15 protein-coding genes are annotated in these 16,654 nt (G+C 66.9%); 11 read left to right on the top strand and 4 right to left on the bottom strand.

Annotated features, from left to right (window positions below; all coding sequences use genetic code 11):
* Positions 1-10 precede the first annotated feature (10 nt).
* Together WMN78_RS14090 and WMN78_RS14095 are read left to right on the top strand one after the other, a co-directional pair.
* Positions 11-859, top strand: coding sequence for a DMP19 family protein (locus WMN78_RS14090; RefSeq protein WP_340534363.1), 849 nt, complete (start codon positions 11-13; stop codon positions 857-859).
* A 124-nt stretch (positions 860-983) separates the two neighbouring features.
* Positions 984-2,987: a glycoside hydrolase family 32 protein gene (locus WMN78_RS14095; RefSeq protein ID WP_340534364.1), complete on the top strand. Its 2,004-nt coding sequence runs from the start codon at positions 984-986 to the stop codon at positions 2,985-2,987.
* On the opposite strand, the gene WMN78_RS14100 is transcribed toward WMN78_RS14095, so the two are convergent.
* On the bottom strand, positions 2,984-4,216 hold the full coding sequence (locus tag WMN78_RS14100; protein ID WP_340534365.1) for a pyridoxal phosphate-dependent aminotransferase: 1,233 nt from the start codon (positions 4,214-4,216) through the stop codon (positions 2,984-2,986). The two genes, WMN78_RS14095 and WMN78_RS14100, sit on opposite strands and share 4 nt — an antisense overlap.
* A 65-nt stretch (positions 4,217-4,281) precedes the next feature.
* On the opposite strand from WMN78_RS14100, the gene WMN78_RS14105 reads away from it, so the two are divergent.
* The 5 genes from WMN78_RS14105 (at position 4,282) to WMN78_RS14125 (ending at position 10,244) form a co-directional block, all read left to right on the top strand.
* On the top strand, positions 4,282-5,100 hold the full coding sequence (locus WMN78_RS14105) for a pyruvate, water dikinase regulatory protein (RefSeq protein WP_340534366.1): 819 nt from the start codon (positions 4,282-4,284) through the stop codon (positions 5,098-5,100).
* Between the two features lie 151 nt (positions 5,101-5,251).
* Positions 5,252-7,657 (top strand): phosphoenolpyruvate synthase, encoded by a 2,406-nt coding sequence (ppsA, locus tag WMN78_RS14110; RefSeq protein WP_340534367.1) that lies wholly within the window; start codon positions 5,252-5,254, stop codon positions 7,655-7,657.
* A gap of 444 nt (positions 7,658-8,101) precedes the next feature.
* The gene (locus tag WMN78_RS14115) at positions 8,102-8,773 is read left to right on the top strand and encodes a protein tyrosine phosphatase (RefSeq protein WP_340534369.1); all 672 of its coding nucleotides are present in this window, start codon (positions 8,102-8,104) and stop codon (positions 8,771-8,773) included.
* A gap of 132 nt (positions 8,774-8,905) precedes the next feature.
* Positions 8,906-9,460, top strand: coding sequence for a sigma-70 family RNA polymerase sigma factor (locus tag WMN78_RS14120; protein ID WP_340534370.1), 555 nt, complete (start codon positions 8,906-8,908; stop codon positions 9,458-9,460).
* Entirely contained in the window at positions 9,453-10,244 is a 792-nt protein-coding gene (locus WMN78_RS14125; protein WP_340534371.1) for a hypothetical protein, read from the top strand. Before WMN78_RS14120 ends, WMN78_RS14125 begins: the two co-directional genes overlap by 8 nt.
* 38 nt (positions 10,245-10,282) lie before the next feature.
* Here WMN78_RS14125 and WMN78_RS14130 read toward each other — a convergent pair whose 3' ends face one another.
* Positions 10,283-10,801 carry a hypothetical protein gene (locus tag WMN78_RS14130; RefSeq protein WP_340534372.1) on the bottom strand — a complete coding sequence of 173 codons (519 nt, stop codon included), beginning with the start codon at positions 10,799-10,801 and terminating at the stop codon, positions 10,283-10,285.
* A 261-nt stretch (positions 10,802-11,062) separates the two neighbouring features.
* On the opposite strand from WMN78_RS14130, the gene WMN78_RS14135 reads away from it, so the two are divergent.
* Genes WMN78_RS14135 through WMN78_RS14145 form a run of 3 tightly spaced genes read left to right on the top strand, consistent with a single transcriptional unit; the run spans position 11,063 to position 13,465 of the window.
* Entirely contained in the window at positions 11,063-11,563 is a 501-nt protein-coding gene (locus WMN78_RS14135; protein ID WP_340534373.1) for a sigma-70 family RNA polymerase sigma factor, read from the top strand.
* Entirely contained in the window at positions 11,560-12,267 is a 708-nt protein-coding gene (locus WMN78_RS14140; RefSeq protein ID WP_340534374.1) for a zf-HC2 domain-containing protein, read from the top strand. Before WMN78_RS14135 ends, WMN78_RS14140 begins: the two co-directional genes overlap by 4 nt.
* A gap of 31 nt (positions 12,268-12,298) precedes the next feature.
* Positions 12,299-13,465 (top strand): pyridoxal phosphate-dependent aminotransferase, encoded by a 1,167-nt coding sequence (locus tag WMN78_RS14145; RefSeq protein WP_340534375.1) that lies wholly within the window; start codon positions 12,299-12,301, stop codon positions 13,463-13,465.
* A gap of 21 nt (positions 13,466-13,486) precedes the next feature.
* On the opposite strand, the gene WMN78_RS14150 is transcribed toward WMN78_RS14145, so the two are convergent.
* Both WMN78_RS14150 and WMN78_RS14155 read right to left on the bottom strand, forming a co-directional pair.
* Entirely contained in the window at positions 13,487-13,966 is a 480-nt protein-coding gene (locus tag WMN78_RS14150) for an SRPBCC family protein (protein WP_340534376.1), read from the bottom strand.
* 32 nt (positions 13,967-13,998) lie between these two features.
* The gene (locus tag WMN78_RS14155; RefSeq protein ID WP_340534377.1) at positions 13,999-14,748 is read right to left on the bottom strand and encodes a DUF1206 domain-containing protein; all 750 of its coding nucleotides are present in this window, start codon (positions 14,746-14,748) and stop codon (positions 13,999-14,001) included.
* Between the two features lie 318 nt (positions 14,749-15,066).
* On the opposite strand from WMN78_RS14155, the gene WMN78_RS14160 reads away from it, so the two are divergent.
* A complete protein-coding gene (locus tag WMN78_RS14160) occupies positions 15,067-16,644 on the top strand; it encodes a WXG100 family type VII secretion target (protein WP_340534378.1) in 1,578 nt (525 codons plus the stop codon).
* The last annotated feature ends 10 nt before the right edge of the window (positions 16,645-16,654 follow it).

Genomic DNA, 16,654 nt, shown 5'->3' on the forward strand with positions numbered 1-16,654 from the left:
AGGATTTCCCATGAGCACCGGTCAGACCGCCATCAAGCACCCCGTCGTCCTGGCAACCGAAAGTGCCGAGGCAGCCAACGAGGACGTTGTCGACTCCAACGTGACGGTGGTCAACGCCATGTACGCGGAGCTCCTCGACGCCCCGGAAATCGCGCCGAATGCCCTGCGCAGCTACTACGTCGACTTCTACCTCACCCAGGCGCTGGCCGGCGGCTTCGCGCAGTACGTCTTTACGGTGCCTGAGCGCGAAGAAATCGACGCCTACGTTCGCGAAGGTCTGGAAGGAATGGGTGCCACCGCCCACCTGGCGCTGTTCAACCGCACCGCTGAGGCGTTTGATGCGCTCTCCGAGGATGACGCCGACATCTACTTGGACGGGGATACGGACGGCGAGTCAGCTACTCCGGAGCCGGTCCGGGGACTCGAAGAGCTCGACGAAGCCTTCGAATCGCTGCTTGAGACCGAGGACATCATCGCGCTCAACGCCGCGTGGCTCCGTGGCCAGGACGGCCTGCTGCTGCTTGACGAGGAGCAGCTGGAACTGCACATCGCCGAGCGCGTGGCCCAGATCCCCAACCTCGCGGAACGCCAGGCCGAGGCGGCGGAAGAAGCCCTGGAGAACGCGCCGGAGTTTGAACTGATCATCCGTGAACTGTGCGACGTCGCGGGCCAGGAACTGCAGAAAATCACCATGGGCGATCCTAACTACGAGCACAACGGGGAGACCATCCTGGCCTGGCACTTCACCACGGACCAGGGCGATTTCATCATGGTGGAAGAAGACGACGAGGCCTTCATGATCAGCCCCACTACCAAGGAGATCATTGCCGCCGTGGAATTCGAAGAGGCCGACGCCTAGGGCCACTGCGGGACCGCGGAAGCGGCAAACCCTGTAAAATTGAGCGGAATCAGACCAACATGCTGAACGCCGGCGCCGGCAAAAAACCGGCGCCGGCGTTTGTGCATCCCGATGATCGGTGGACATGTCGCTCAGGTTCCTTCCCAGCAAACTCACGCCCCGCGCCCTGTGGGCGGCGGTGGCCGCTGCCGCTGCCCTGGTGCTGGTGGCCGTTGCCATCGTGGTGGGTGCGGGGTCGCAGCAGGATCCGCGTGGCCCGGCCGAGGAAGCCCTGGCCGACGTTGCCGAGGCCCAGGCGGAAGCCAAAGAGGCGAAGGGCCGCTACGGCTCGTTCTGGCTGGCCCGGGGTGACCGCAGCCTGGAAAGCCTGGCGCGCCCGCTGCGGACCGAAGGGGTGTCCGACCTCCGCGCCATTGCATGCGCCGAGGGCTGGGTGGCCGCCGCCCGGGCGGGGGAGGACGTAGTGCTGCGTTCCAGCGAGCAGGACTCCGGCGGCCAGGCAAAGGCAGTGCGGGCCGGCTCCGCGGACATTTCCCGCCCGGACTGCGTCACTCCCGAAGCGGTAGATGCCATGCTGGCCGACCTCGGCGCCGGACCGGAGCTGCCCGCACCGGCGGAGTCCGCCTTTGCACGGCCGGACGCGGCCTCCGCCTACCGGCCCAGCTACCACATCACGCCCCGCGAAAACTGGATGAACGATCCCCAGCGGCCGTTCTGGCTGGACGGTCAGTGGCACTACTACTACCTGTACAACGCCGGCTACCCCGAGGAGAACGGCACCGAGTGGTACCACCTCACCAGCACCGACCTGGTGCACTGGAAGGACGAGGGGGTGGCCATTGAAAAGTACAAGAACGGCCTGGGTGACATTGAGACCGGCAGCGCCGTGGTGGACTACGGGAACACCGCAGGGTTCGGCAAAGATGCCGTCATCGCCGTCATGACACAGCAGGACGAGGGCATCCAGCGGCAGTCGCTTTTTTATTCCACCGACAAGGGCTATTCGTTCAAGCCCTACGAGGGGAACCCTGTGATGGACAACCCGGGGGAACAGCACTGGCGTGACCCGAAGATCATCCGCGATGAAGCGAACAACCAGTGGGTGATGGCCCTCGCGGAGGGCGAAAAGATCGGCCTGTACGCCTCGGCCAACCTGAAGGAATGGCGGTACCTGTCTGGCTTTGAGCGCGAAGGCCTGGGAGTCCTCGAGTGCCCTGAACTCTTCCAGCTCGACGTCGACGGCGACCCCGCCAAGCGGACCTGGGTGCTGGCCGCCAGCGCCAACGGGGCCGAGGAAGGAAAGTCCACCGGCGTGGCCTATTGGACCGGGAACTGGGACGGTACCCGGTTCGAACCCTCGGACCAGAAACACCAGTGGCTCGATGACGGATCCGACTTCTACGCAGCCGTGACCTGGGACGATCCCCGGCTCACGGAAAGCCAGCGGATGGGTTCACGCCACGCCATCGCATGGCTGAACAACTGGGCCTATGCCCGGAAGCTGCCAACGGAAGACTGGCACGGCGGCGCGGACACCGTGGTGCGCGACATCCGGCTCAAGACCGTCGCCGGAAAGCCCACGCTCGTCTCCACGCCCACCGGTGCGCTGGCGTCCCTGGACGGCGACACCGACACCGTGGAGGGCCGGAAAGTTACTCCGGACGGTGCCGGTGACCTTCCGGGGCCGGAGCTTCCCGCGGCGGGCCATCCCGCTTCGGCGGGGGGAGCGTACCGCCTCGACCTCACGCTCGAACGCGCGGCAGGCGACGACGGATCGGAAGCCAAGGTGGAACTGCTCGCCGAAAACGGCGTCTTCGCCACGGTGGGCTATGACTTCGAGTCGGAAACCGCGTTCGTCTCCCGGGACGGCGCCGCCAGGGAAACCGCCGCCCTGGCGCCGGACTACGGCGCGGTGCGGCGGGCGCAGTCGGCTCCCCGTGACGGACAAGTCCAGCTCAGCATCTACGTGGATTACAGCTCCGTGGAAGTGTTCGTCAACGGCGGCGAGAGAACCCTCAGTTCACTCGTCTTTCCCGCGGGTGCTCCCAAGGGCCTGAAGGCGTTGACCAAGGACGGGACGCTCACCCTGAAGTCCTTCAGCTACACGCCGATGGCCGCCGCGTCCTAGCCGTCGTCCTCCACTCCCGTCCGGTACGAGGCGAGGAAAGCGGCGATCCGGCGCACCGCTTCCTCGATGTCCTCGACCGACGGGAGGATGACGAAGCGGAAATGGTCCGGCCGCGGCCAGTTGAACGCCGTGCCGTGCGAGACCAGGATCTTCTGTTCCCGCAGGAGGTCCAGGACGAACTGTTCATCGCTCCTGAACGGGTAGAGCTCCGGGTCGAGGCGGGGAAACAGGTACATGGCCGCGGCTGCGGGAACACAGGTGACTCCGGGTATGGCGGTGAGCAGTTCGTAGGCGCGGTCCCGCTGCTCGCGAAGCCGGCCGCCGGGCCGGACCAGGGCCTCGATGCTCTGGTAGCCGCCAAGGCACGTCTGGATGGCATGCTGGGCGGGCACGTTCGGGCACAGGCGCAGGGACGCCAGCAGCTCCAGTCCTTCGCGGTAGGCAAGGGTGGCCGCGAGCGGACCGGTGACAGCCACCCAGCCTGCCCGGTACCCCGGCATCCGGTAGGCCTTGGACAGGCCGCTGAAAGTCAGGACGCAGATGTCCTCGGCCACCGACGCGGTATGGATGTGCTGGGCGTCCTCGTACAGGATCTTCTCGTAGATCTCGTCCGAGAAAAGCACCAGGTGGTGCTTGCGCGCCAACGCGGCAAACTGCTCAAGGATGTGCCGCGGGTAGACCGCTCCCGTCGGGTTGTTCGGGTTGATGATCACGATTGCCTTGGTGCGCCCGGTGATCTTTGACTCGACGTCGGCCATGTCCGGCCACCAGTGCTCGTCCTCGTCGCACAGGTAGTGCACGGGCTTGCCGCCGGTCAGCGTGACGGCCGCTGTCCACAGCGGGTAATCCGGGGCGGGAACGAGGACTTCGTCGCCGTCTTCCATGAAGGCCTGGAGGCACATGGAAATCAGCTCGCTCACGCCGTTGCCGATGAAGATGTCCTCGACGCCGATCTGCATCAGCCCGCGGGTCTGGTAGTACTGCGAGATGGCCGTGCGTGCCGAGAAGATGCCTTTGGAATCGCTGTAGCCCTGGGCGCCCCGCAGGTGGTGGATCATGTCCACCACGACGGACTCGGGGGTCTCCAGCCCGAACGGGGCGGTGTCGCCAAGGTTCATCTTCAGGATCCGGTGCCCTTCGGCTTCCATCTCCTTCGCCGCCTGGAGGATGGGCCCGCGGAGTTCGTAGCGGACGTTCTGGAGCTTGCTGGAGTGCTGCATGGGACGCATGCTTGATCTTTTCACAGCGTGGACATGACACGGCAAGCAGGGCCGTCCTGGTGCAGAATGCGTTCATGACCAATGACGATCTTCGGCCTGTCTACTTCCTTTCGGACAGCACCGGCATTACCGCAGAAACGCTCGGCAACACCTTGTTGACGCAGTTCCCCGCTAATCATTTCGACCGCATCACGGTCCCTTTCATCACCACCGTCGAACAGGCCAGGACAGTCGTCGGCACCATCGACAAACTGGCCGCCAGCGGTCCGCGGCCGATCGTATTCTCCACCGCGGTCAGCAGCGACATCCGCCAAACCCTGGCCACGTGCCAGGGGATCATCGTGGACCTGATAGGGACGCATGTCGGACAGCTGGAGCAGGCCCTCGGCTCGCCGGCCAGCGGCGAGCCCGGCAGGGCGCACGGCCTGGGCAATGCGGAGCGTTATCAGTCCAGGATGGCCGCCGTCGAGTACGCCATGGAACACGACGACGGACAAAGCCTGCGTGCGCTGGAAAAGGCCCAGGTCATCCTGGTGGCACCATCCCGCTGCGGAAAAACTCCCACCACCATGTACCTGGCGCTGCAACACGGCATCTTTGCCGCGAACTTCCCCCTGGTGGACGAGGACTTCGAACGCGAAGGGCTCCCCAAGCCGCTGAGGCCCTTCGTTGAGAAATGTTTCGGCCTCTCCTCCAACCCCCTGCGCCTGAGCCAGATCCGCACCGAACGGCGCCGCGGTTCGCCCTATGCGTCGCTTCGGCAGTGCGGCTTCGAGCTGCGCAGCGCCGAGCAGTTGTACGTCTCCCACCGGATTCCGTACCTGAATTCAGCAACAGTCTCCGTGGAGGAAATGGCTGCGACCATCCTGCAGCGAATGAACCTCAAGCATTAGGGAAAAGTTTCACAATCTGAGTGTGGCGCACATCATGTGGAAAGAGCGCCCGAGACCTGTCACTGTGGACAGGATTCGCGCCCACCAACCGGCTATCGCCGCGAGCGGGGCGGCACATCTGCATGCCATCATCTGCAAAGGAGCAGCAACTATGACGACAGACATCCTGTGGTTCTCAGAACTCGGACTCAAGGACCTGGACCGGGTGGGCGGAAAGAACGCGTCCCTCGGCGAGATGGTGCAGAACCTGACCTCTGCCGGCGTCCAGGTTCCCGACGGTTTCGCCACGACTGCGGACGCGTACCGGACCTTCCTCGCAGACTCCGGACTGGACCGGAAGATCGCCGACCGGCTCATCGGCCTCGACACCGACGACGTGACCGCCCTCGCCTCGGCGGGCCAGGAAATCCGCACCCTCATGCGCGAGACGCCGTTCCTGCCGGACTTCGAGGCGCAGATCAGGAACTCGTACCAGCAGCTGGTGGAGAAACACGGCGGCTCCGAGGACCTCTCCTGGGCCGTCCGTTCCAGCGCCACCGCGGAAGACCTCCCGGATGCTTCCTTCGCGGGCCAGCAGGAGACCTTCCTCAACGTCCGCGGCATCGAGAACATCCTGCTCGCCATCAAGGATGTGTTCGCGTCGCTCTACAACGACCGCGCCATCGCGTACCGCGTGCACCACAAGTTCGAGCACGCCGAGGTGGCGCTCTCGGCAGGTATCCAGCGGATGGTTCGCTCTGACGTCGGGGCCTCCGGCGTCATGTTCACCATGGACACCGAATCGGGATTCAACGACGCCGTGTTCGTCACCTCCTCCTACGGCCTCGGCGAGGCCGTGGTCCAGGGCGCCGTCAACCCGGATGAGTTCTACGTCTACAAGCCCGCCCTGCAGGCCGGCCGCCCGGCGATCCTCAAGCGCGGGCTGGGTGAGAAGGCGCTCCAGATGACCTACACGAGCAACCGCGAAGTGGGCCACACCATCGATTTTGTTCCGGTTGAGGCTTCGTTGCGGAACCGCTTCAGCCTCACGGACGACGACGTCGAGCAGCTCGCCCGGCACGCCGTGGCCATCGAGAACCACTACGGCCGCCCCATGGACATCGAATGGGGCAAAGACGGGATCGACGGCGGGCTGTACATCCTCCAGGCGCGCCCCGAGACAGTGCAGTCCCGCCGCGCCTCCGGCAGCCTGAGCCGTTTCCGGCTCAACGGGACCGGCCGGGTCCTGGTCGAAGGCCGCGCCATCGGCCAGCGCATCGGCGCCGGCACCGTCCGCATCCTCAGCTCGATCGACCAGATGGCCGCCTTCCAGACCGGCGACGTCCTGGTCGCCGACATGACCGACCCGGACTGGGAACCGATCATGAAGCGTGCCTCCGCCATCGTGACCAACCGCGGCGGACGCACCTGCCACGCGGCCATCATTGCCCGGGAACTGGGGATTCCCGCCGTCGTCGGTACCGGGGGCGCCACGGACGTCCTGTCCGACGGCCTCGAGGTGACCGTTTCCTGCGCCGACGGCGAGACCGGGGTGATCTACGAAGGGCTCCTGGACTTCAGCGTCGAGGACACCGAGATCACCCAGCTGCCCGAGGCCCCGGTCAAGGTCATGATGAACGTCGGTACCCCGGAGCAGGCGTTCACCTTCGCGCAGCTGCCCAACCACGGAGTTGGCCTGGCCCGGCTCGAATTCATCATCAACCGCCAGATCGGCATCCACCCCAAGGCGCTGCTGAACCTGGACGAGCAGCCGGCGGACGTGGCCGCGGTGATCCGGGAACGGATCGCCGCCTACGGCAGCCCGCGCGACTACTACATCAAGCGCCTGGCCGAAGGGGTGTCCACCATCGCGGCGGCCTTCGCGCCGGAACCGGTGATTGTGCGCATGTCCGACTTCAAGTCCAACGAGTACGCCAACCTGATCGGCGGACCCGCCTACGAGCCGCACGAAGAGAACCCGATGCTCGGGTTCCGTGGCGCCTCGCGGTACCTGGAGCCGTCTTTCCGGGACTGCTTCGACCTCGAGTGCGAGGCCCTGTCCTTCGTCCGCAACGAGATGGGGCTGACCAACGTCAAGCTGATGATCCCGTTCGTGCGGACCCTGGACGAGGCCCGCGGCGTCATCGAGCTGCTGGCGGAGAACGGCCTGGTCCGTGGCGAGAACGGCCTCGAGGTGATCATGATGTGCGAAATTCCGTCCAACGCGCTGCTGGCCGACGAGTTCCTCGATCACTTCGACGGGTTCTCCATTGGCTCCAACGACATGACCCAGCTGGGCCTGGGCCTGGACCGCGATTCGGCGATTGTCTCGGGTGGCTTCGATGAACGCGACCCCGCCATCAAGAAGCTCCTCAGCATGGCCATCAAGGCGTGCAAGGCGCGCGGCAAGTACGTCGGCATCTGCGGCCAGGGGCCCAGCGACCACCCGGACTTCGCCGAATGGCTGGTCGGGGAAGGCATCGATTCCGTCTCGCTGAACCCCGACACCGTGGTGGACACCTGGCTCCGGCTTGCCGGTGCCGAGGTCGGTGCCACGGCCGGCGCAGCGGCGAACTAGCGGGGCATTCCGCACCCACAAGGGGGAACCCGCCGCGTGCAGCGGCGGGTTCCCCCTTGTCACATTCTCAGCTGTTCTGGTGGAGCGCTTTCGCCAGGAAGTCCAGGACGTCGTCGTCCACTTCTTCAACTGACGTCAAGCGCACCTTGCGGTCAAAGAAATCGGAGTGGAGGGACACGGCCGGACTTTCGCAGGAGCAGTGCGTGGTTGTTGTCCACTATGGTCTGCCAGCTCCTGGCGGCGTTCTTCAGATCGGTCAGGTTGCGCATGTGCTGATCCTCGTTCCGGCCGCCGGAACCGTCCCGAAAAGAATTTCCGGGACCGCGTAACTTTTCCGTACCCCGCATCGATGTAAGGGGAGTGCGGACCGCGTCCGCGCCGCTTGAGTGGCCGGATCCAACCTGGCCGTTACTGACACTGTTGTATATGTTTTCGGAGGGTTTCATGTCCTTGTTCACTATTTTTGCCACTAGTAAGGTTGCCGCGAGCGCATTGGCGGCCGGCACGCTGGCAGTCGGTGGCACCGGCGCAGCCGCATTTGCCGGAGCCCTTCCCGCTGACGTTCAGCAGAGCGCCCACGAACTGCTCGGCGCCCCCGCCCCGCGCGTCGGCGGCGTTTCCGAGACCGCCACGTCCGGCGCCACCGCTGAAGCCTCCGCCACGCCGTCCGCTTCCGTCGACGCTGACGCCGCCGCAGCCGGCTCCGTTGAAGGCGACGACGCCAGCGCCGAGGCATCGGCCGCCGCCGCTGTCGGCCCTGACGCCACCGGCCCCGCCGCTTACGGCCTGTGCACCGCCTTCACCAAGGGCGGCCTGGCAGCATCATCCACCGGCTTCACGTCGCTGGCCGTCGCCGCCGAGGGCGAAGCCAACATCGACAGCTACTGTGCCGACGTAGTTGCCGCAGGCAACGCTGAAGCCAATGCAGCCGCCAAGGCTGACGGCAACAAGGCCGACGTCGCCGGTTCCGGTGCCGCCGCCGTCGACGTTGAAGCCCCGGAGGTCCCGGAAGCACCGGAACTGCCCACCCAGGCAGCCGTCCCGGCCGCGCCGGAACTCCCCGCCGAGGTCCCCACCGAGCTCCCGGAGCTGCCCACCTCAGCTGGCCGTCCATAACACAGCCACCTATGGTGGATCGCGGGACTCCTTCGCTTCGGCGGGAGTCCCGCGGTGCGACTGGAGCCGGTCCACAGCCTTTCGGAACCCGGAAGGATGGGACCGTGCTGCGTGGGATGGAGGAGCCTGAGGGTGCTCGACACTTTGGCAGATGAATACGTGCACGCGGACGGGACCGACCCCGCCGTGCTGTTCACCCTTGTCTACCGAAAGTTCTCCGGCGCCGTCCTCGGGTACCTGAGGGCGCGGGGAGTGGACGATCCGGAAGCAGTCACCCAGGACGTGTTCCTTGCCTTCTATCCGAAGCTTGACGGCCTGAGCGGGGGGCTCCAGGGCGCCAAGTCACTCATCTTCTCCATCGCCCACGCACGCATGGTGGACTACTACCGCCGCAACGAACGGACCCCGGCACTCAGCCCCTATGAGGCCGACCTCGACGCGCGCAGCACAGCATCCGCCGAGGAACTGGCGCTCGAAAATGTCCACGGCAGCGCGGGGGCCCTGCTCCGGGGGCTCAGCCCGGACCACCAGGAAGTACTCGCACTCAGGGTGGTTGCGGACCTGTCCGTGGAACAGGCCGCCGAGGTCATGGGCAGGACCCCGGGAGCAGTCAAACAGTTGCATCGCCGGGCGCTTAGCGCCCTCAGGGAACGCGCCTCAATAGGAAGCCAGGCACATCATGAGTGAGACCTCCTCATCCCGGAACCAGCGGATCATCGACGAACTGCTGGCCGACGCCGGCGTGGAAGACGCCGGCGACCTTCGCCCCGTCCTGCTGGAACTGCGTGCCCTGGCAGCGGACAGCCCCCGGCCGTCCGCCGAAGTGGAAGCCCTGATGGCCCCGGCTGCCACGTTCCCGGCGTCGGCTGCTTCCGCCGTCGACCAGCCCGCAGTAGAACAGCCCGCCGCGGAACAGCCGTTTGCCGGAAAATCCACGGTCGAACACCCGGCTGTGGACGAACTGGCTGCCCGGCGACGCCGCAAACGCCGCCTGCCGCTCACGGCCTTCTCCGTCGCCGCGGCCCTTGCCGCCGGCGGTGCCGCCGCGGCCGCCTCCGATGAGAACTTCCGCCACGCCGTGACCGTCGTTGTGGGGACCCTGACCTCCGGCACAGCGGGAAAGACAGCGGTTCATCCCTCGCCGGAAACCGGGGGCACGGTGCCAGATTCTCCCGCGACTGCCCCCACGACGCCGGCCGCTACTCCCGCGGACGCCGGATCCGCCCCGGGCGGGCAGGCCGGCGGCACCACGGCCGATCCCGCAACGCCCTCCCCGGGCACGACCCGCACCCCGGGTCACACGCTGCCCGCCAAGCCCGATCCCCTGGACCCGGGCAGCATTCCGGACCCCGGCCAGCTGCCCGCCGGGAAGCCGATTCCCGTTTCCCCGGTGAGCCCCGATCCTTCCGAGCTTATTCCCACACCCCCGGTGGAGCTGCCCGAGCTGCCTGGTCCGTTGCCGTCCAGGTAGTCAACGCCGGCTAGTTCCGCCGGGCTAATGTCCTTCCGCTAGTATCCTCCCGACGAAGATTTCACCATCTCTCCTGCCGGGCTGACGAGGTACCAGACGTCGTTGACGCCCTGGCCGGTAATGTCACCGGCGGCCTTGTCCTTGACGTAGTAATACACGGGCAGGCCGTTGACGGTCACCTGCTTCTTGCCCTCCGGCGTGGAGATGGTTCCCACGGTGCCCGTCATGCCCTCAACGGCAGGCGTGTCCGATTCCGTGAGGACTGGCGGCCACGCGGCGATGCATGCGCCGGTGCATGCGCTCGCACCGGAGTCCTTCACGTCCTTGGTGAAGAAATAGACGCTCATGCCTTGCGCGTCCACCACGACCTGGCCGGCCGCCGTTGACGCGGTCTTCAGTTCCGCCGGGGCGGAGGCCGTCGTCGTGCTCTCCGCGGTGGTGGGCGTGCCAGTGGCGGGAGTACCAGTGGTGGGGGTGGTTCCGGCACCGCCGCCGCAGGCGGTGAGGGCACCGGCCAGCGCCACGATGGACAGCCTGGCGCCCCATTGCTTTTTCATGTCCAGCTCCTTGGATTCGTGCCGGCCAAATTGGTGGGGTCCGGCGCTATCCGGTACGACGTGCAGGGAAGCAGAATGGTTCACGAAGCAGAACGGTTCAGGACGGCTGCCGGGTGAACATTTTAGGCCCGTTGAACCGTTTGGGCCCGGGCGGCGTCGTAACGGGGGAACGGCGGGCGTCCGGCCCGCTGCGGCAGCACAATGCAGCACGAGGCAGCACACACAATGCATGGCACCATCAGCACGGCGGGAGGGGCACGGATGCCGCTCGATGAGGACGTGGTGGCAGCGATCTACCGGGAGCACGGCCCGGCGCTGCGGCGCTTTGTCCTGAGTGCCTCCCGGGATCCGCAGCTGGCTGACGACGTGGTCCAGGAGACGGTGCTCCGTGTCTGGCAGCAGGCTCCGGAAATCACCGGCAGCCTGCGGGCCTACCTTTTCCGCACCGCCCGGAACATCCTGATCGACAACTACCGCAAGGCCCAGCGCCGTCCTGTCGAAGCGACGGAACGGGACGTGGCGGATCCGGCGGAAGCCGCTGAACGGGTTGATGAGCTGCTCAACCGCGTCCTGATGGAGGAAGCCTTGCTGCGGCTCAGCACCGAACACCGCGACGTCCTGGTGGCCCTGCACTACCGGCGCTGCACCGTCGCGGAGGCGGCCGGGGAACTGAACATCCCGGCGGGGACGGTGAAGTCCCGTGCGTTCTACGCGGTGCGGGCACTCCGGACCATCCTGGACGAAATGGGGGTGCAGCGGTGAGCAGCGCAGACCTGCACCAGCTGTTGGGGTCTTACCTGCTGGGCGGCCTCGACCCGGCCGAAGCGTCGGTGTTCGAGCAGCATCTGGCCGGGTGCGCGGCCTGCCGCCGGGAACTGGACGAACTCGCCAGCCTGCCGGCACTGCTGGATGCCCTGCCGGTTGCCGATGCCGTCGCCCTGACAGGTGCGCCATCCGCGTCCGCAGCAACCGCGGAAGCTACATCGTTGGGGGTAGCTTCCGCGGGGGACCCTGCCGCCCTGCTGGATGAACTGGCGGTGCGGCGCAGGAAATCACGACGGCGGTGGGCGGCTTTCGCCGCTGCCGTGGCCGCCGCGTGCCTGGCACTGGGAGCGCTGGCCGCTCCGCTGTTCAACCAGCCGCCCAGACCGGATGCCAGCTACTCGGTGGAGGCGCCGGGCGGCCTGCAGGTCCAGCTTGCCCTGATGAAGAAGGCATGGGGGACTGAGGTCTCGTTCTCCGGCACCAGCCTGCCCACGCAGGGCACGCTGTCCCTGTGGGTTAAGGGCCGGGACGGCACCGAGGACCGGGCCTGCAGCTGGTCGGCGACGCCTGGGGGCCGGTCCAGGATCACCGGAGCAACGCCCACCCAGATCAGCAGCATCAGCAGCGTGGAACTGCGCAACGAGGGGCAGCAGACCGTGGCGGTCATTTCCATGGTGGAGGGGCCGTCCGGGGACCATTGACGCGCTCCGCACCCGGTGGGACGCTGGGCACATGGTCCGCGGCAGGACCGGGCGGTTTGCCCGGATTCAGCCATTCGGCATCGACAAGGTGGCAGCCGCCGTCGGTGGTGATCCCGACGTGCTCCGCATGGAGAACCTGGACACGGATGTGGCGCCGCCGCCGTCGGCCGTCATCGCCACCCGGGACGCGGTGGGAAACAAAGCCGCCAATAGCTGGCTCCCATTCACCGGCACGCTGGCCCTCCGCCAGGCCGTGGCGCACCGGCTCAGGCAGCAGACCGGGCTCTCGTACGATCCGCGGTCCGAGGTGGTGATCACCGGCGGTGCGCTCGCCGGAATGCTCAGCGTTCTCCTGGCGACGGTGGACCACGGCGACGAAGTGATCGTCACGGATCCCACGTATGCGGGAATGATCAACAGGGTCCGGCTGGCGGGGGCGGTGCCGGTGTTTGTTCCGTTGATGGTCTCCGGCGGGCGGTGGCGGCTGGACACGGAACGGCTGGCCGCAGCGGTGTCCGCCCGCACCCGCGCCATCCTGTTGATGAGCCCGGCGATGCCCACCGGCCACGTGCTCAACGACGCCGAATGGGGCGCCGTCCGTGACGCCTGCCTGCATGCGGACTGCTGGCTGCTCTATGACGCCGCCATGGACCGGATCCTGTTCGACGGCCTGCCGTACCGCCATCCGGCCTCCTTCCCGGAACTGGCACCTCACACCATCACCCTCGGGGGTGTCTCCAAGAACTACCGCATGATCGGGTGGCGCGTCGGCTGGGTTGCCGGGCCATCGGAAGTGATGGGAGACGTGGCACTCGCCGCGATCTACAACACCGCCGTGGCCAGCGGCTTCAACCAGGCCGGGGTCCTCGCGGCGCTGACCGGCCGGGATGACGGGATCCCCGGGGCGGTGCGGGAGTGGCAGGCGCGGCGCGACCTGGTGGTCGAGGAGCTGGCCGGGCTGCCCGTTGTGGTGCCCGAGGGCGGCTGGTCGCTGCTCCTTGATGCGGAGGCGCTGGGGATGCGCGCGCCGGAGCTGTCGCGGCGGCTCCTGGCCGCCGGCCGGATCGCCGCGACCCCCATGACGGCGTGGGGCCAGGACGTGGCGCCGCGGTACGTGCGGCTGGTCTACGCTACTGAACCACTGGAGAGGCTGCGCGGCGTCGGGGTGCGCGTCCGTGCAGCCCTCGACAGCGCCTGACCGGGCGGCCGGGCGCCGCATTTAGGGGTGCTGGGTGCGGAACTCGGCCACGAGCTGCGGGTCCTCGCACGCCCGCGCGAAGGCTTCGATGCGTTTCTCGATCTCGCGGCCCAGCAGCCAGGTGCCGATCCCCTCCGCCACGGGCCGCAACCATGCCGGCCGGCAGGAAAAGGTGTACTTCCAGACTGCGCGGGTGCCGCCGTCGGCTGCGGTAAAACGCCACCCGCCGCCAAAGTTGCCGAAGAACCACGGGCCGGACACCATGGTCATGCCCACATTCCGGGGCGGTGCATACGAGACGTATTCGCTCACCATCACCAGCCCCATCTTCGAGACCGTCCGGGTGCGGACGCCCTTGCCGGCGGCCTTTGCGCCGTCCAGCCAGCCCCGGGCCGAAATGAAAGGGTCCCACTTCAGCCGGAAGTCGCCGGTGGTCTGGGAGAACGCAAAGGCGGTCTCCGGATCGAGGCGGATGAAGCGCTCGGCGCGTACCTGGGGCATGCGTCCACCCTAGCCGGGGGTCCGCGGCGGGTTCACATTTTGGCCAGTTTGGCCCGCACCATCTGGAACACGCCGTAGCAGATCAGCCCGATTCCGACGGCGGCAAGCAGGTACAGCCCCAACGGCTGGTCCCGCAGGGCTTTCAGCCCGCCGTCGAGCCCGGTGGATTCCTCCGGATGCGCCCGGACAGTGGCAACGACAATGAGCAGGCCCACCAGCAGGAGCGCAAAGCCCTTGGCGACGTAGCCCACCACGCCCAGGACAGTCACCCCGGTGCGCATAGTGCCCGGTGCAGGCATCCGAAGGTGCTTTTCGAACGACTTCCGGATGCCGCGGATCCCGTACACCACTCCGGTGATGGCAACCGCTGCGCCGATGACGATCAGCAGCGCAACCCCGCCCGGGGCCTTGATCAGGGCGATGGTGAAGTCGCTGGTGGACTGGCTGTTGTCCTTCCCGGTGCCGATGGCGAACGAGACGAGCGTGAGGGCGAAGGCGGCAAAGACCACTGCCTGGCCCGCCGCCTTAAGCTTGCGCAGGACCTTCTCGCGGGTGGGCAGGTGGCTGTAGTCGAAAATCGCGTCGCTCGTCTGCCAGATGGCCAGGGCCACGCACGCCGCGAAGCTGCTCCACAGCAGGATCGGGCCGGCGGGCTGGCTGGAAAGCTCCTGCACGGCACCGCTGACGTCCGCCTTGCCCTCCCCGCCCATGGCCAGCCGGATGGCGATGGCGCCCACCAGGAAATGCAGGAGGCCGCTCACTGCGAACCCGGCGCGGGCCATGAGCTCCAGCGGCCGCGAGTTGGTGACTTCCTCGGCCGTCCCAGCGGCCTCTCTGAGTTCTTTTCTGATGTCCGGATCCTCGTACAGTTCTCGTCGCCGCGGGACTGTCCCGCCGAAGTGTTAAAGGCCAATCGTGCCACGGGAAACGGTTCCGGAACAGTTCCCGGTCCGGCGGCCCGGCGCGACATTGGGCTGGAGGGACCGCCACCGGCTCCGGGGCCGCATGGGGAGTGATGCCCATGGCGCCGCCTGGTGCAAGATGGCACGATATGGACCAGCCGCCAACCTCGTAACTGCATCATTCCCTGGGGAGACACCATGACTTTTTACGGTGCTGACGTCAGTCAGCTTCGCGCCTTGGCCAAGGCCGCAGACAAGGTTGCCTCGCAGCTCAGCACCAGGGCCTCCTCGTTGCAGAGCCAGATCATTGCCGCTCCCTGGAAAGGCGGCGACGGCGAGCGCTTCCGCCAGGAATGGACCGGCAGCCACCGTCCCGGCATCGAACGGGTGGTGGCAAGCCTCCGGCAGAACTCGAAGCTCCTGCTCCAGCACGCAGCGGAACAGGAGAGGTCCTCGGCGGCCGGTTCCGGCGGCACCGGTGCAGGGCCGGGCGGGCTGACCGGCCTGTTCGGGCAGATGAAGGACTGGGCGCAGGAAAAACTGGAGGCTGCCCGCGAGGCCGCCGAGCACCGTGCCGAACTGCGGGATCAGCTGGACACAATGGCCGGGGCAAGTCCCGAGGAACAGGCCAAATGGTGGGACGGGCTCTCGGCCGCGGACAAGAAATACCTGGTCGAGGGGGAGGGGCCTGACGGTCCGTTGGCCCTGGACCTGATGGCCATGGACGGCGGGATCCCGGAATCAGCCCAGGACCTCGCGCGGGAGCACCTGCTGGAGTTGGCCAAGGAAGACATCGCGGTCTACTCGGAGACGGGCAAGGCCACTGTCGACGCACGGGTGCTGTGGGTCCACGGGGGCGCGGAAGTGGGCACCGAAGTGGTGGAAAACGCGGACGGCTCGGCCACCGTGAAGGTCTACGGCAACATGGGCCTGGGCGTCAACGACGCCACGGGTTCAGCCGGCGCCACCCTCAGCGGCGAAGTGGCACGCGAGTACACGTTCGGCAGCATTGAAGAGGCTGTGGCGGCCCGCAACCAGATGTACGCGGACCTCCCGCCGGACAGCGTGGGCGATATCAAGCACGTGGCCGGGAATCCGCCGGACTACATTCTGGACACCCTTAATGACGCCGCCTCGGATAACGGCTCCAGCGGCCATGAGGACAAAGCCAAGGGGTCGCTGAGTTTTGAAGCCGGGGCCGATTCCGCCGACGCTGAAGGCTCCGCGAAGCTGGAACTGGCCTATGAGAAGAACCTCAGTGACGGGACGTCCAAGGGCAGCGCGGAAGTATCCGCGCAGGGCAGCCTGGACCTGGACGGCCGGACGTTCGAGGCCTCCGGCAAGGGCGGACTGGAACTGAACATGGACCGCGACAACAACCTCAGTTCGGTGTCCTTGTCCCTGGAGGGTACCGTGGCGCAGGGCATCAAGGAGGGCATGGATGTGAAGGCAGGCAACATCGAATCCAGCGTGACGGCCGGTACGCAGGGCACCGTCAAGATCGACATCGACTACTCGCCGGAGAACAGTGCCGTGATCGACAGCTACATGAAGAATGTGGCCCTGGGGAACGAGGCGGCAGCTGCCAGGGACGCCGCCAGGCTCTACGAGGCAGGCTCGGCCACCATTCAGGTGAACAGCGTGGTCACGGCGTCCAACGAGGGCGGATTCGACATCAAGGCGGGCGAGGTCAAGGTCAGCACGGAAAACCAGGTCAGCACCAACGTCAGCACTTACCAGAAGGTCCCCAACGACACGAGGCTGTCCCGGCTTTAATCCGGCCGGG

The organism is Arthrobacter oryzae (assembly GCF_037911235.1).
Lineage (GTDB): Bacteria > Actinomycetota > Actinomycetes > Actinomycetales > Micrococcaceae > Arthrobacter > Arthrobacter oryzae_E.

Coding starts and splice junctions, on each gene's coding strand:
- WMN78_RS14130 (WP_340534372.1), bottom strand. CDS start 10,801: ATGAAAAAGCAATGGGGCGCCAGGCTGTCCATCGTGGCGCTGGCCGGT.
- WMN78_RS14115 (WP_340534369.1), top strand. CDS start 8,102: ATGTCCTTGTTCACTATTTTTGCCACTAGTAAGGTTGCCGCGAGCGCA.
- WMN78_RS14150 (WP_340534376.1), bottom strand. CDS start 13,966: ATGCCCCAGGTACGCGCCGAGCGCTTCATCCGCCTCGATCCGGAGACC.
- WMN78_RS14100 (WP_340534365.1), bottom strand. CDS start 4,216: ATGCGTCCCATGCAGCACTCCAGCAAGCTCCAGAACGTCCGCTACGAA.
- WMN78_RS14145 (WP_340534375.1), top strand. CDS start 12,299: ATGGTCCGCGGCAGGACCGGGCGGTTTGCCCGGATTCAGCCATTCGGC.
- WMN78_RS14090 (WP_340534363.1), top strand. CDS start 11: ATGAGCACCGGTCAGACCGCCATCAAGCACCCCGTCGTCCTGGCAACC.
- WMN78_RS14155 (WP_340534377.1), bottom strand. CDS start 14,748: ATGGCCCGCGCCGGGTTCGCAGTGAGCGGCCTCCTGCATTTCCTGGTG.
- WMN78_RS14105 (WP_340534366.1), top strand. CDS start 4,282: ATGACCAATGACGATCTTCGGCCTGTCTACTTCCTTTCGGACAGCACC.
- WMN78_RS14135 (WP_340534373.1), top strand. CDS start 11,063: ATGCCGCTCGATGAGGACGTGGTGGCAGCGATCTACCGGGAGCACGGC.
- WMN78_RS14160 (WP_340534378.1), top strand. CDS start 15,067: ATGACTTTTTACGGTGCTGACGTCAGTCAGCTTCGCGCCTTGGCCAAG.
- ppsA (WP_340534367.1), top strand. CDS start 5,252: ATGACGACAGACATCCTGTGGTTCTCAGAACTCGGACTCAAGGACCTG.
- WMN78_RS14095 (WP_340534364.1), top strand. CDS start 984: ATGTCGCTCAGGTTCCTTCCCAGCAAACTCACGCCCCGCGCCCTGTGG.
- WMN78_RS14125 (WP_340534371.1), top strand. CDS start 9,453: ATGAGTGAGACCTCCTCATCCCGGAACCAGCGGATCATCGACGAACTG.